General features: G+C 43.6%; 8 protein-coding genes. 6 read left to right on the plus strand and 2 right to left on the minus strand.

Annotated features, from left to right (window positions below; all coding sequences use genetic code 11):
* Positions 1-85: 85 nt before the first annotated feature.
* From dnaE to COR50_RS18640, 6 genes are all read left to right on the plus strand, one after another.
* Positions 86-3724, plus strand: coding sequence for a DNA polymerase III subunit alpha (gene dnaE / locus COR50_RS18615; protein WP_098195388.1), 3639 nt, complete (start codon positions 86-88; stop codon positions 3722-3724).
* Positions 3725-3843: 119 nt separating this feature from the next.
* Entirely contained in the window at positions 3844-4161 is a 318-nt protein-coding gene (gene trxA / locus COR50_RS18620) for a thioredoxin (protein WP_098195389.1), read from the plus strand.
* A gap of 230 nt (positions 4162-4391) precedes the next feature.
* Positions 4392-6035 carry a NupC/NupG family nucleoside CNT transporter gene (locus COR50_RS18625; RefSeq protein WP_098195390.1) on the plus strand — a complete coding sequence of 548 codons (1644 nt, stop codon included), beginning with the start codon at positions 4392-4394 and terminating at the stop codon, positions 6033-6035.
* 87 nt (positions 6036-6122) lie between these two features.
* On the plus strand, positions 6123-8255 hold the full coding sequence (locus COR50_RS18630) for a M43 family zinc metalloprotease (protein WP_198405699.1): 2133 nt from the start codon (positions 6123-6125) through the stop codon (positions 8253-8255).
* Complete coding sequence (gene mqnE, locus COR50_RS18635; RefSeq protein ID WP_198405700.1) at positions 8252-9442, plus strand: aminofutalosine synthase MqnE; 1191 nt, start codon at positions 8252-8254, stop codon at positions 9440-9442. Before COR50_RS18630 ends, mqnE begins: the two co-directional genes overlap by 4 nt.
* Before the next feature lie 221 nt (positions 9443-9663).
* Positions 9664-10158: a DUF192 domain-containing protein gene (locus tag COR50_RS18640; RefSeq protein ID WP_232516208.1), complete on the plus strand. Its 495-nt coding sequence runs from the start codon at positions 9664-9666 to the stop codon at positions 10156-10158.
* A 220-nt stretch (positions 10159-10378) separates the two neighbouring features.
* On the opposite strand, the gene COR50_RS18645 is transcribed toward COR50_RS18640, so the two are convergent.
* Together COR50_RS18645 and smc are read right to left on the minus strand one after the other, a co-directional pair.
* Positions 10379-12673: a DUF7133 domain-containing protein gene (locus COR50_RS18645; RefSeq protein ID WP_098195393.1), complete on the minus strand. Its 2295-nt coding sequence runs from the start codon at positions 12671-12673 to the stop codon at positions 10379-10381.
* Positions 12674-12772: 99 nt separating this feature from the next.
* Positions 12773-16303: a chromosome segregation protein SMC gene (gene smc / locus COR50_RS18650; RefSeq protein WP_098195394.1), complete on the minus strand. Its 3531-nt coding sequence runs from the start codon at positions 16301-16303 to the stop codon at positions 12773-12775.
* Positions 16304-16320: the final 17 nt, after the last annotated feature.

The following is a 16320-nucleotide window of genomic DNA, read 5'->3' on the forward strand; positions in this document are numbered from 1 at the left end:
TTTTGTCAAGAAGAATCATCCCCTTCCAGGTTTGAAAGCTTATTTCGTAAATTTGCATTTTGAAAAAGATTAGCGTCGCACGATTATGGTATTCTCTCATTTACACGTTCATACACAGTATTCCTTGCTCGATGGAGCGGCAGATATCAAGCAATTGTATAAAAAAGCAATGGCTAACAACCAGCCTGCCCTGGCAATCACCGATCACGGGAACATGTTCGGCGTGTTCCAGTTTGTAGCTGAAGCATACAATAATCGCCTTAACCCGGAAGATCCCAAGGACAAAAGGCTAAAGGTTAAACCCATCGTAGGTTGTGAATTTTACGTGGTTGAAAATCGCCATAAAAGATCATTTACCCGGGAAGAAAAAGATGCCCGTTACCACCAGGTACTGTTAGCTAAGAATGATGAAGGCTACAGGAACCTGATCAAATTATGCTCCCTGGGATTTATCGAGGGCTTATACGGTAAATACCCCAGGATAGACAAGGAACTGATTTTACAATATCATAAAGGCCTCATAGCAACCACCTGCTGCCTCGGTGCTTCCGTACCCAGGACGATACTAAGAAAAGGTGAAGATGAAGGTGAGAAGGAGTTTAAATGGTGGCTGGATATTTTCGGGGATGACTTTTACGTGGAAATGCAACGCCACGGCATACCCGAACAGGAAAAAGTGAACGAGGTCCTCGTCCGTTTCGCCAAGAAATATAACGTGAAGATCATCGCCTCTAATGACTCCCACTACGTGGATCAACAAGATGCGAACGCGCATGATATTTTATTATGTATCAACACGGGTGAAAAGAAAAGCACCCCGACGATGAAAGATTTCGCGGATGATGATGTCATGGTAAAAAATAAACGTTTCGCTTTCTATAACGACCAGTTTTATTTTAAAACCACGGAAGAAATGTCGGCTTTATTCCACGATCTTCCGCAAGCTATCGATAACACGAATGAAATCGTAGACAAAGTTGAACTGCTGGACTTAAAACGGGATATATTATTACCCAATTTCCCTATTCCTCCACAATTCATTACACAAGACCAATACCTGCGTCACTTAACGATGGAAGGTGCGCACCAGCGTTACAGCGAGATGACGCCCGAAATCGAAGAAAGGCTGAACTTCGAACTGCAAACCATCGAAAACATGGGATTTGCGGGGTACTTCCTGATCGTATCCGACTTTATTAAAGCCGGTAGGGATCTCGGTGTGTTCATCGGCCCGGGACGTGGTTCCGCGGCTGGCTCGGCCGTGGCTTATTGTATTGGCATAACGAATATTGACCCGATTAAATATAACCTGCTGTTCGAGCGTTTCCTTAACCCGGAACGTAAGAGCATGCCGGATATTGATACGGACTTCGATGATGAAGGCCGGCAGAAAGTGATTGATTACGTTGTAGATAAATACGGCAAAAACCAGGTGGCGCAAATCATTACCTACGGTACGATGGCCGCCAAGATGAGTATCAAGGATGTTTCCAGGGTACTCGACCTGCCTTTGCCCGAAGCCAATGCCTTGGCGAAAATGGTGCCTGAAAAACCGGGAATCCAGCTAGACAGGATATTCAACGCACCGATCGATGGAGAAAAAAGCTTGACTGAGAAAGAAGGCTTGATGGGTGAAGATCTTGAAAATGTCAAGAAATTGCGCGAACTGATCAAGGGAAACGATATGCAGGGTGAAGTATTGAGAGAGGCTTGCGTCTTGGAAGGTTCCGTGAGAAATACGGGAATCCACGCCGCGGGTATCATCATCGCCCCTAAAGACCTTTCCGAGCTCATCCCCGTTTCTACCGCGAAGGATTCCGACCTGCTCGTAACACAGTTTGAAGGAAGTATTATCGAATCCGCAGGCGTAATCAAAATGGACTTCCTGGGTTTAAAAACCCTTTCCATCATCAAGGGCGCCTTAGCATTAATTAAGAAAAACCACGGGCTGGAAATCAGCATCGACGATATACCGCTCGATGATGCCCCAACCTACGAATTATATCAAAAAGGGGAAACCAACGCTACTTTCCAGTTTGAATCCCCCGGTATGCAAAAATACTTGCGCGAGCTCAAACCGGATAGGTTCGATGACCTCATCGCGATGAACGCCTTGTACCGCCCCGGGCCACTGGAGTACATCCCGACTTTCATCCGCCGTAAACATGGGCTGGAACCTACCGTTTACGATCTCCCCGAAATGGAAGAATTCCTGGCAGACACTTACGGGATTACCGTTTACCAAGAGCAGGTAATGCTATTGAGTCAGAAACTGGCCAACTTCTCCAAGGGAGATGCCGATATCCTGCGTAAAGCGATGGGTAAAAAGCAGAAAGCGGTACTGGACAAGATGAAGTCGCAGTTTATGGACGGTTGTGCGAAAAACGGCCATGATCTAAAGGTTTGTGACAAGGTTTGGACTGACTGGGAAGCATTCGCTTCCTATGCATTCAATAAGTCGCACTCTACCTGTTACGCATTCGTAGCTTATCAAACTGCTTACCTGAAAGCACACTACCCTTCCGAGTACATGGCTTCCGTGCTGAATAACGCTTCCAATATCGAGAAAATCACTTTCTTCATGGAGGAATGTAAACGCATGGGAATCGATGTACTGCCTCCGGATGTGAACGAATCCTTTTACGGTTTCGCCGTTAACAAGCAAGGACAGGTTCGTTTCGGTTTTTCCGGCTTGAAAGGTGTGGGTGAAGCTGCCATTGAAAGCCTGATCGAAGAACGCGAGAAAGGCGGTCAATATAAAGATATTTTTGATATGATTAAGCGTGTAAACCAACGCGCTGTCAATAAAAAATCATTAGAAGCATTGGCGATGTCCGGGGCTTTTGATTGCTTCAAGGAATTGCACCGGGCGCAATATTTCCATAAACCGGAAGGTGACTTGACTACCGGCTTGGAAAAAATCATCAAGTTCGGCAACCAGGTATCCGCCGGGGCATCCACGATGGGTAGCTTATTTGGAGATGAAGGCATGCCCGAGGTAACACCGCCTAAAATACCAGCATGCGAAGAATGGCCGCTTACCATCAAGCTCAACAATGAACGGGAAATCACCGGGATTTATATTTCCGGTCACCCGCTGGACGATTACAAGTTCGAGTTGAAGCATTACCATATGAATACCGTTCAAGACTTGGTAGCGTATCAATTAGAACTGGCTACACCGAATGGGGCTGGGAAAGCCAGGGAGAAAAACTTCCGCTTGGCCGTTTTCGTGACAACAGCCCTGGAACGTATTTCCAGGAATAACAAGCAATTTGGGGTGATGGGCATCGAGGATTATACCGGGAAATTCGAGTTTGCCCTCTGGAGCGAAGATTTTATCAAGTTTCTCCCTTACTTGAAACCGGGCATCTGCCTGTTTATTAACGGCGGCTTCAAATCCAGGCGCTTCAATGACAATGAATATGAGTTCAAAGTGAGTTCCATGCAGTTATTGCAGGAAGTGAAGAAAACACATACAAAACAGATCGGCTTATTTACTAAACCGCAGAAACTCACGGAAGATATGATCGATTTCTTCGGTACCAATGCAGAGAAATTCCCAGGCAATAGTAAATTGCACTTCCAATTGGTTGATAAAGAAGATAACCTGTTGGTCAAGATGCATACTTTTAACCGTCATATCGAAATGAATGACGAGTTGGCACAATACCTGTCCAATCAGCCGGATATCGATGTGTATATAGAAACAATCAATAGGTAATATGCCAAAAAAACAGGTAAATTTGTGTCGGTTTGATAATTGCATATTTATAATAGTCAATTGAAATAATAATTATTATTGATAATAGACATCAAAACATTCATTAAAAAAGATAAAAAATGGCTTTAGAATTCACTGACGCAAACTTTCAGTCTGCAGTATTAGATAGCGATAAACTTACAGTTGTAGACTTTTGGGCAGAATGGTGCGGCCCTTGTCGTGCTATCGGTCCCGTGATCGAAGAATTGTCGAAAGACTATGATGGTAAAGTGAATATCGGTAAAGTGAACGTGGATAACAACCCTACAGTTTCAATGAACTACGGTATCACCAGCATCCCCGCGATCCTGTTCATTAAAAACGGTCAAGTAGTTGACAAACAAGTAGGCGCCGTTCCTAAATCTGTATTGGACAAGAAAATCCAAGCGAACTTATAATAATACAACGTATTTATTGATAGCCCACCAATTGCTGGTGGGCTTTTTTTATGCATCCATCCTTCTATATTTATATAAATTAACTTTATATAACATATCATTTTACCAATTATAACTTATATTTATAACAGCTCATAGTAAGACAGGCTGTGAAGGGCATCATAAAATTTATTGTCTTATCGTGTATTTTACTTTTTTTTGCTTTTTATTTTAGAAATCAACAAATCTGTATGTCTTCTATTGGGATGAACATCGCCCGGGGTTCACTGGGAATGTTATTTTTAGTAGCTGTATGTTATATTCTTAGTAACAATCGCAAGGCAATTGACTGGAAGCTAGTAATCATGGGACTTTTTGCCCAGGTGATGTTTGCCCTCGGCGTATTAAATACGCAGTTTAACGGGCAACCGGTTTTCTGGCTGATTTTTGGTCTAGCCCTAGCGTATATTATAGTGAACAGGGTTATCAAGAACCGAAAAAGCGGGCTGAAAATGGTGCTGCGGCCATTAGATTCACTGCTGGCAATCGGGGCTTTGGTCACCTTCTTCTTCCTCGGCATCCGCAGCCAGGAATATTCTTACAATAGCTTGGCATTAACCGGGGGGCTTATCATCCCGTTAGTATTATTAACCCAACTGGGCAAGAGAAACCTGGAGATGACGAAATGGGCTATAATTGCAGCCTGTTCATTACTCACGATCTCCGTATATGCTAACTGGTGCGACCATGCCGTATTTAGGAATGTTTTATCATCCTGCTCAGATGTATTCGTAGATCTAATCTCAATAAGTCACAAGGGAACTGAATTTATCTTTGGTGAGCTGGCCAATGCAGAAGGCAGTTGGGCCTATATATTCGGGGTACAAGTATTACCGAATATCATCTTCTTCGCCGCATTATCTTCAGTTTTATACTACTTAGGCATCCTGCAAAAAATTGTCTTCGTTTTTGCATATGTACTTAATAAGCTAAATATTTCCGGGGCAGAAAGTGTTTCCACCGCGGCAAATATATTTTTAGGACAAACAGAAGCGCCGCTAATGATCCGTCCCTACCTGGAAAAGATGACCCGTTCGGAAATACTCTGCATCATGGTAGGCGGCATGGCTAATACTGCCGGGAGCGTATTGGCCGCATATGTAAATATGCTCGGTGGTAACGACCCGGTGCAGCAAAAATTCTTCGCTTTGCACATGTTAAGCCAATCTATCATGAGCGCCCCGGCAGCGATCGTTTGTTCGAAGCTTCTTTTCCCGCAAACGAACGGGCAACTTATTTCAAAAGACTTGATGATTCCGAAGGAGAAACTAGGAGACAACTTCCTCGATGCCTTATCGATCGGTACTACGGATGGATTAAAACTGGCTGTAAACGTAGGCGCCATGCTGATCGTATTTACCGCCTTAATGTGGTTAGCGAATGCCCTGCTTGGTTGGGTTGGCAATATCGCCCATATCAATGGAGAAATAGCAAGTTTAACCGGCGGTAGGTATGAAAAATTATCCTTACAAATGATTTTGGGCTATGTCTTTGCCCCGGTCGCCTGGCTAATTGGGGTCGCTCAACAGGATATGTTGGCCATTGGTCAATTATTAGGTGAAAAAACGATTTTAAATGAATTTGTGGCGTATATTTCGTTGGGACAAATGAAGGCAAATAATGTCATCCAGGAACCCAAATCAATCTTGATAGCCACTTATGCGCTATCGGGATTTGCCAACTTTGCATCCATCGGCATCCAGATTGGCGGTATCAGTCAACTAGCCCCCAACCAACGTAAAAACTTGACGGAGCTAGGCATCAAAGCCTTGATTGGCGGCACTATTGCCTGTTTAATGTGCGCTTGTATCGCGGGGGCTTTATTCGATCATTAAGCTGGGCAACCGTAAAATTTTGAGAAATGTGAGTAGGGAAATGATCTATTGATTATAAAAAGTGTTATATATAAAAAATCTAATTACTTGCGTTTCATCAACATCCTATTTATTTGCTGCACCGCATGCTCCCTGTCCTTATCAGCACAGCGGAAATGTGGTACCGCCGAAGACTTGGAACGACAATTCCAAGCACGCCCGAGCCTTAAAATCGCGTTTGACAAGCAAGAACTAGCCATTCAAAAACAACTAGCACAAATTAAGTTGCTAAAAGCAAATGGCAAATCTCCCGTGGTTACTATCCCCGTTGTAGTACATATCGTATTGCCCAACCCGGCACTGGTAACCGATGCTCAAGTTTACTCTCAAATAGAACAATTAAATAAAGATTATAGCGCCACCAATGCGGATATTTCAAAAGTACCCACGGTTTGGCAACCTATTATTGGCGATATCGGCCTGCAATTCTGCCTCGCTCAAAGAACACCGGAAGACGCCCCCACCACGGGCATTACCCGTACCGTGACAAGCGCAACAGGCTTCTCGATCAACGATGCAGCCTCTGCCGTGAAACACGGTGCCACCGGCGGAACCGAAGCATGGAATACAGAAAATTATCTCAATATTTGGGTTTGTCAATTGCGGGATGATTACCTCGGTGTAGCCACACCACCCGGCGGCTTCTATCCCGATGATGAGCAAGGGGTGGTAATTACCTATAGCGGTTTCGGAAATACCGGCTCGGCAGCGGCGCCTTATAACTTGGGCAGAACCACGACCCACGAAATCGGGCATTTCTTCTCGCTGAGGCATACCTGGGGAGACGATAACGGCGCCTGCACTACCGATGACGGCGTTAATGACACCCCGTTGCAAGGGGCCGAAAATTACGGCTGCCCCACTTTTCCTTTAACAGATAATTGTAGCCCAACCGCGCCCGGTGTCATGTTTATGAATTACATGGACTATGTTAATGATGCCTGCATGTACCTTTTTACCGCGGGTCAAAGCGACAGGATGAGGATTGCATTAGATGGGGAAAGGGCCTCGTTGAAAACATCTAACGGTTGTATTCCCGTTAATTTACAAGCTAACGATGCTGCTATCACGGCAATAAAACAGCCTCCCGTAAGCATTTGCGGCCCCACAAGTAGCCCGCTTGTAACATTAACCAACAAGGGAACCCTCAACCTTACATCTGCAATAATTCGCTACAGGATTAATGGAGGAACGGAAATATCTCAAGAATGGACAGGCAACCTTTCCAGTTTCCAATCGACCGATATCACCTTAGCATCTTTCAACGTGCAACCGGGAACACATCTTATAACGGCATACCCTGCTTCGGTTAACGGTGGAAATGATGAAAACCATGCCAACGATACCAGCAATCTGAGCTTCGTGTACCACGGCATTACGACATTCCCATTAAATGAAGGTTTCGAAGGCAATTTTCCCCCGACAGACTGGACAATCGTAAATCCCGATAAAAGTTACACTTGGCAACTGGCCAATGTTGGGAACAACAGCAATCAATCCGTCATGATTCAAAACTATTTATATAATAAGAATGATGAACCGGACGATTTATTAAGCCCAGTATTCGATGGAAACAACACGGATAGTATTTTCGTCGTGTTTGATATTGCTGCCGCTGTCACCACTTCCCTGAATGTTAGCAATAATCCTTGGGATACTTTAAGTTTATGGATCACTACAGATTGCGGGCAAACCTTTATCCCGACCGGGTATAAGAAATGGGGACCCAACCTGGTTACCCGCAAAACAGCTTCGGGAAGTAATTTTGTACCTACAGCCTCAGATTGGCGTACCGATACCGTTGATCTAACACCTTATACTAGGAATACGCAATTCCGCCTGGTATTTAGGAATACAACGAACTACGAGAATAATATTTACCTGGATAATATCAATATCTTCACGAAGGAGGTCAACCCCTACTTGAAGGAAAAAGGTATCTTATTGATTCCTAATCCTTTCCGGCAAATGTTTGACATTGTCTTCTATGAAATTCCGGAAAACTTAGAAAACGTGGCAGTTTACGATGTGGCCGGGAGGCAAATTATGTTGAAATCAGCGGGTGATTTAGTGAATAATAAAATAACTTTTGATTTGGTAAATGCTCCAAATGGCCTTTACTTTGTAAAGTTGTTTTACACGAATAAGGTGACGACATATAAATTAGTGAAAGTACAATGATAACAACGATCGACTCGCAACGCTCCCTGGAAGTAATTTTACAGGAACCAGACCTGGACCCGGAATTGAAAGTTATAGCCGACAAAGTACTCCGTCAAGAACGGCTCACACCAGCAGATGGAATTACTTTATTTGAAAAAGGTCCGCTCGGCTATGTTGGCGCTTTAGCCAATCATGTACGAGAGCGAATGCATGGCGATAAAACTTATTTCAACAGGAATTTTCATATCGAGCCAACAAACGTTTGCATATTTACCTGCAAATTCTGTTCGTACTCCAGGCTTTATAAAAACCGTGAAGAAGGTTGGGAATTAAGCATTGACGAGATGCTGGATATCGTGAAAAAATACGATAATCAACCGGTGACGGAAGTGCATATCGTGGGTGGCGTTCACCCCAAGATGAACCTTGATTTCTTCTGTGAATTGATCGAAAAAATTAAGGCGCACCGTCCGGACTTACATATCAAGGGATTTACTGCCGTGGAACTGGATTACATGTTCCGCAAAGCGAAATTGACAGTGGATGAAGGTATGCAAAAATTGAAAGATGCCGGTTTGCAATCCATGCCGGGCGGCGGTGCAGAGATATTTGATGCCGCGATCCGTGCACAAATATGCCATGACAAAGTAGATGCAGAAGGTTGGTTGAATATTCATAAAACGGCCCATTTAAAGGGTATGACCACCAATGCCACCATGCTGTACGGCCATATTGAAAATTACGAACACAGGGTAGACCATATGGAGCGTTTACGTCAACTCCAAGACGAGACGAAAGGATTCAATACCTTCATTCCCTTAAAATTCCGTAATAAAGACAACGATATGGAAAATGTAGCGGAGTCATCTATGATTGAAGACTTGCGCTTATATTCCATCGCGAGGTTGTACATGGATAATTTCCCCCACTTGAAAGCATATTGGCCGATGCTCGGCAGAAGTACCGCCCAGCTAACTTTATCTTTCGGTGTAAATGATCTGGATGGCACCATCGATGATACTACCAAGATCTATTCCATGGCCGGAGCCGAAGAACAAAGGCCCTCGCTCAGCACGGCACAATTGGCCATGCTGATCCGCCAAGCAGGAAGGAAACCCGTGGAAAGGGATACCGTTTACAATGAAATAAAAGATTATTCCAACGTAGAATTTACCGACGAAGAATTACTGGGTTCCGAGAAGTAATAAAATACTAGATATAATTTTTATGGTTAGCCGGGAATCTTACCCGGCTATCTTATTTGTAGCACTCCTACTTAAATTCGTATATTCATTAACGTTACATTTTAAATAATTATAAATATTTGTGATATAGCATTTTTTGCTACCTTCATATTCATAAAAACGATTTTGCGATGACAATCATCCCGAAAATATTAGTAACACTTAGTGTTATATCATATTTGATGGCATGCAATAATAACCGACCGGCTGAAAAAAACAATCACCAAGGCAATCCAACGGTAACAGAAGACAATGGGCCGCAGTTCAGGAAAGACGGCGATCTTTGGTTTATTCAAAAAGAATCCAATGATACTTTGCGCCACATTGATATCGAACTTGCTATTACCGACCAGGAACGTGCTAAAGGACTGATGTACCGTAAATCGATGCCGGAACAACAAGGCATGCTGTTTATATTCAACGAAGAACAAGAACAGTCCTTCTGGATGAAGAATACTTATATTTCATTGGATATATTGTATATCAACAAGGATAAGGAAATAGTTTCCATTCAAAAGTACGCGACACCGCTTTCCGAGGATGGGCTTCCGTCTTATAAACCTGCCATGTACGTAGTAGAAGTTGTTGGCGGATTTTGTGATAAGTATCATATTACCTACGGTGACCGGGTAGCCTTTAAAGCCGGCAAACAACTACCTGAATCACGGATTTATTAATGATTACATGATTTCACGGATGATAATGTAAGATTGTAAGATTGAATGATTTTTGTTGAATGGGGCTAACTTGATTCCACTAACCGGAATTTTAAATAAAAAATGAAGTGGCGATTGCATATGGCCACTTCATTTTTCAAGATATTTTGAGGGTTTCCAGGTTCCGGTGCACAAATTGGGCTTTGGAACAAAAGCGCTGATTTCTAAGATGGATTAAATTCTATTTTAATTCGGCGCTTGTAAAAGCCTTATCTCTTCCTGCTTCAGCAGCTCGCACCGCTTTGATATCTACTAATTGGATTTCCGGCGCATTATTTTTCCACGATTGACGGATAAAACTTAACAAGGATGCAATATCCTTATCTGAAAACTCATCGCTATTGCCAATACCGGGCATGTCGCCGTTAATTTCAGGAGATTCGTAGGTTTTCCCGGCTACGTGAACCGGGCCCGTTAGTCCGAATAATACGATGCGGATCAGGTGTTCTTTATTGCCGTTCACCCATTCTGATCCGTTTAATGGCGGGGCAAGGGATTTTACACCTTCGCCGTTATTCCCGTGGCATGTTTTGCAATAAGTATCATAAATTTTGTAACCAGCGGGGAATTGTTTTCTTAATGCCGCGAGCTTCGACTCATCTTCTTGGACAATTTTTTCATCGATCACCTGTTGTAAACGGCGGTGGATAAGCAAAGATGTATCTTTCACTTCCCTGTTCACTACTTGTTGGAAGGCAATTTCATCTTGATACATGGAAGCGATTAGCCCATCTACAACGAATTTATCCCGGGGATAGTGTTGCAATGCATACTGTACAAGCCCATTGGCAAAGCCAGGATCCTTTTTCTTAAACTCGTAAATGCTCAATGCCACCGCCGGCGCCAGGTCCGGGTATGTGATCCACCTATTTATAGAATCACGGATAGCTAGTTTAGAATGCGTGCTATATAAATTAGTAGACATCGCAATAATTTGCATTTTTCCTAATAATGTTTGAAGGTGTGCGCTGGTAACATTCTCCCAGGTCAACACCCCTAAACCTTCCAATGTATACAAAAGGCGTAACTTAGTATTTTCCTGCAATTCCGCGTTCTTTAGGTACTCCACTATAACAGGCGCGGCCTTTTTTAACTGGTGATCTACGATCCACTGCTGCGCATGTACTTGTTCCCAATTATTTCCCGACGAAAGCCATTTACAGAGTAATTGGATATTATCGTATGGAAAAGAAGGCGGTTCAAAACGCCATTTTTTGCCGGTAACCCGGTAAATCCTACCGCAATTCAACGGCGTTTCCAGGTCGCGGGATTTAATTTCTTTTTTTAAGTAATCCGTTAAGTAGGTTTTGTGCTGGATGACGCCGCGGTACATGTCTAATATCAGCAAGCTACCATCGTAAGTACTCATGATATTCACAGGGCGGAAGCGCTCATCGGTACTGGCAATAAATTCTACACCTTTATGCGCTTGCTGACCATTCACTACAAAACCATCATACTGAACCAGGTTTCTTTTAACCACGTTGGCAGCGGGCTCAGCTACGAAAACATTTCCAAATAAACTATCGCCAAGACGATTATCCCGGTATAAATATGGCCCGCAAGCCGCCGTAAGGTTGACTAACCTAAGCTTATCATCCAAGATACCATCTTGATATCCCCTGTTTACGCCCGGTGTTGCCCTGGAGGGATACACGCTATTATCAGCCACGATACGTTCATTATACCCTGCTACATTCGACTGGTAAACAGGGTGATTGCCTAATGAAGCCGGGAAATAATCACCCAGCACATTATCTGAATTCGTATTATAGAACAGGCGCCCGAAAGCATCTTCCGTAATTCCCCATTGCCCGCGGAAGCGCGTTGTTTCGATCAGCCACTTTCCATCTTTATAGCGGTAACGCTTATCAGACTTGGCATTATAAATCCAATTGTCCAATCCACGTAGCAAGCCATTAGGTTGATGCTCAACGTTACCACCATCCGCAAAGTTGGGATCAACTAACGTTTTCTTACCGGGATGGTCATTTAAATTTTCAACGAACCATAAATTCGGTGGCTCCGCTATAAGTACCCCTCCATTTACCAAGCATACCGCTCTCGGTAAAACCAGCGAGTCCATAAATACCTTGCGTGAATCATAGCTGCCGTTATGATCCGTATCTTCCAAGATCACCAGTTTACCATTTTTCATTTCTTCACCATCACCGTTTATGTCAGGCATATAACCCGTCATCTCCACGAGCCACAAGCGGCCCTTCTCATCCTCCGTGGCAGCTACAGGAACAAATACCGTAGGCTCCGAAGCAGCGAGCGATATTTCCAGCTTTTCAGACAGGGACGGATCTAACTGTAATGTTTTCAATGCCTCCCCTGTCTTGTAAACAGGAGATTGCGCAAATTCCTTCCTGGCTTCCAATGAATCTTGTTCCGGATTTTTCTGTCCCGGTTGGCAAGCCGCAATAGCAAAAGCTGAAAATATCCAAACGGGGGCGATCTTTAATTTCATCATAAGTGTAATGCTGCGAATAAGGCCGGTAAGCTATAAAAAAAGACAGGGATTAGGAAGCGAACTTCTACTAATCCCTGTCAGAATATGATGATTGGAATATTAATTCAAGCTACGGAAATCAACCGGCACCAATTTACTTACACCCGGCTCCTGCATCGTTACCCCGTAAATTACATCTACGGCAGCCATGGTTTGCTTATTGTGCGTAACGATTATAAACTGTGAATTATCTGAAAACTTGCGGATCATGTTGGTGAATTTACCCACGTTGGCATCATCCAGCGGTGCATCTACCTCATCCAAAATACAGAAAGGCGCCGGCTTAATCAGGTAAATGGCAAATAAAAGTGCCGTGGCAGTGAGGGTTTTCTCCCCACCGGATAACTGCGTAATCGCTGCCGGGCGTTTACCTTTAGGTTTCGCGATAATCTCGATACCCGTATCGGCCAAGTTGGCGGGATCGGATAAGATCATATCGCACTGATCTTCCTCTGTAAACAGCGCCTTGAACACCCGTATAAAGTTTTCCTTTACCATGTTAAAAGTATCCAGGAACTTCTGGTTCGCGGTAGTTTCTACTTCTTGGATGGTGGCTAGTAACGATTCCTTCGCACTTACCAGGTCATTTTTTTGTTCCAGGATAAATTCGTAACGCTTTTTCATTTCGGTAAATGCTTCGATCGCCGTAGGGTTGATTTCCCCCATATTTTCCAGGCGTTTTTTCATTCTTTCCGCGCTACCTTGTAATTCATCCACGGATAATGTGCTGGTCCTTTCTTCATCCAGGATCTCGTCGAGGTTAACCTTAAATTCTACGCTGAGCCTTTCTTTCATGGAAGCCAACCTCAATTTGAGATCATTGAGCTTATCCTTAGCCGAGTTAAGCTGTTGCTCGATTTGCTCGCGGCTGCGGATTTTATTTCTAAGGTTGGTCTCTAATTCTTGTAAATGGTTCCTGAAATTATAATACTCTTGATCTTTCTCGTTCAAGGCTTTCTCTTCCTCTTCCTTGCGGCGGAATAGCTCTACCAAGCCATCTTCGGCATTACCCAATTTATCTTCAGCAGCAGCAATATTGGCCACTGTATCTTCTAATTGTTGTTTATTGCTTTCGATTTGCGCATGCAAATCAGATAACTGTTTACGTTTAAATTCCAATTCTTGTTTCAAAGCGCCTACTTTACTTTGTTGGCGTGTATGTTGCAAGTTTTGGTTATTGAATTGGATATTCGATTGATTAAACTGTTGTTCCGCCTCTTGCGCTAAGCGTTCCGCTTCCTGGATATTCGTGTTCAAGGCATGCACCTTATCATTCAAGCTATCTAGCTCCTCCCGTACCCCCGAAATAGAAGCATGGTTTTGTTCCAGTGACTCTTGCATTTCCGCCAGGCGCTTATCCGCGGATTCCACGAGATGATGGAAGTTTTCAATACGGTTCTGAAGGCCGAACATCTGGTTATTCAGCTGGTTCAACCGCTCCTTGGCTTGGTTGATATTATTCTCGTTCAACTGGCTATTGTAACCAAGCACCTCGTTATGTTTCTCCTGGATTTTCCCGCGAAGCTCTTCAACAACGGCTTCCAACTGTTTAATTTCAGCATCCAGCTTCTCCAGATTTTTGGCCCTACCGAGCTTCTTCCCTTCAAACAATCCAACCGAACCACCGCTGATGCTGTATTTCCCGCGGTGCATCTTACCCGATTTCTCCAACACTAAAACATCTTCACCTGGAAATTGGGAATAATCGACTTGCGTAATATCATCAGCAATAAAAACCTTACCCAGCAGGTAACTACCTAAGCCACTATATTTTTCATCGATTTCAACAACATCCAGCGCCGGGATAGCGCCCGGAGGTGTGAATAGGTTACCACCCTGCTGGTTAAATTGATCCAGTATAAAGAAATTGGCCTTACCCTTTTTATTAAGATCCAGTAAGTGGATCGCTTGCATCGCCTCATCCACGTTATTCACGACGTAATAATTAAGATAAGGTTCAAGCAAGTTCTCGATACAGGTGCGAAATTCTTCTTTACAGAAGAAAATATCACTCAATATGGGGGCTTGATTATTCCAATCCGGGTTTTTCTTAAGGAATTTAATACTGTCAGGATATCCTTCTAGCGAATCAACGAGTGATTTCAGCAGGTCATGTTCGTTCTTTTTGGCATCCAGGGTTCTATTTTGATCCACCAACTGGTCACGGAGCAGCTCTATATCAGACTGGGTGGCCAAGATTTTATTTTTGGTTTCATCCTGGAACTGCACCATTCCTTCGAGTTCATCCTTCCTAGTTTCAATGGTATCTTGAAGCCCTTCTTTTTCCGCATCCAACTGTTCGATCTGTTGCAGGCGGTTCGTTTTCTCCTCTTGGATTTGCTGGATGCTTCTTTGCAAATTCTGCACGGAAGTATCAGCTACCGCTACTTTTTTCTCAGCTTCAAACTGTTGTCGTTGCCACTGTTGCTGATCCTTACGAAGGTCTTCAAGGGCTAATTTGCGTTGTTCAAACTTTTCCTTCTTATCATCAACCAAATCCCGCAGTGTTTCCAACTCATCGTTCAGCGATTCGAAAACATCCTGCTCTTCAACGACTTGGGATTCGGTAAAACCAATAGATTCGGTCAGACCGGTCAATTGTCCTTCCGCGTTATTTAAAAAATCCGAAAGGTTCTTTTCCCTTTCCTTCAGGTAGGTCAACTGTTGTGTAGCTAGGTTCTTATCATTCTCCTTGGTACGGATAGTGGCTACCAATTCGTTAAACGATCTTTGCATTGTTTGCAATTCCCTTTCCTTGGCTACGAAATGCAATTTGTCCTCTTCTACGGCAGCTTCATCCTTGGCGATTTCGGCTTCCAATTGCAATTTCTTATCTGTTTCGGCCTGCTGTTGATCGGAAAGGTCCTTAAAATCGAGGTTAAAACCTTCCAATGCAGCCTTGGCCAATTCTATGCTGATATCCTTATATTCCTTCTTTATTTCATAATACTTTTCAGCCTTCCTGGCTTGGCTTTCCAACGTTTTGAGGTTATTATTGATTTCGAATAATAAGTCCTCGATACGGTTTAAGTCCCCCTCGGTTGCATCCAGTTTAGACTTAGCCTCTTTCTTCCGGGTTTTATAAATCGAGATACCGGCGGCTTGTTCGAGCATTTTACGGCGGCTATTATCTTTATCCTTGATAATATCATCTACCATTCCCAGCTCGATAATAGCGTAAGAGTCGGTACTGACACCCGTGTCAAGGAAGAGGTTGTGGATATCTTTCAAGCGGCATACCACGTCGTTAAGACGGTATTCGCTATCACCGTTTTTATAAAATTTACGCGTTACCGTTACCGTGGTAAACTCGGTAGGCAGCACGTTCTTGGTATTTTCAAAGGTGAGGCTTACTTCGGCCATACCGCTTGCAGAGCGGGTACGGGAGCCGTTAAACACTAATCCTGCCTGGTTTTCCGAACGGAGGTTACTGATTTTATGCTCACCGATAACCCAACGGATAGAGTCGATAATATTACTTTTACCGCAACCGTTAGGACCGATTACCCCAGTAACACCCTCATCGAAATGCAGCACGGTTTTGTCTGCAAAACTTTTGAAGCCTTTAATTTCTAATGTTTTTAAACGCACTGCTCCTCGATTTTAAT

The sequence above is a fragment of the Chitinophaga caeni genome, assembly GCF_002557795.1.
Taxonomy (GTDB): domain Bacteria; phylum Bacteroidota; class Bacteroidia; order Chitinophagales; family Chitinophagaceae; genus Chitinophaga; species Chitinophaga caeni.

Coding starts and splice junctions, on each gene's coding strand:
- dnaE (WP_098195388.1), top strand. CDS start 86: ATGGTATTCTCTCATTTACACGTTCATACACAGTATTCCTTGCTCGAT.
- COR50_RS18625 (WP_098195390.1), top strand. CDS start 4,392: ATGTCTTCTATTGGGATGAACATCGCCCGGGGTTCACTGGGAATGTTA.
- COR50_RS18640 (WP_232516208.1), top strand. CDS start 9,664: ATGGCATGCAATAATAACCGACCGGCTGAAAAAAACAATCACCAAGGC.
- mqnE (WP_198405700.1), top strand. CDS start 8,252: ATGATAACAACGATCGACTCGCAACGCTCCCTGGAAGTAATTTTACAG.
- trxA (WP_098195389.1), top strand. CDS start 3,844: ATGGCTTTAGAATTCACTGACGCAAACTTTCAGTCTGCAGTATTAGAT.
- COR50_RS18645 (WP_098195393.1), bottom strand. CDS start 12,673: ATGATGAAATTAAAGATCGCCCCCGTTTGGATATTTTCAGCTTTTGCT.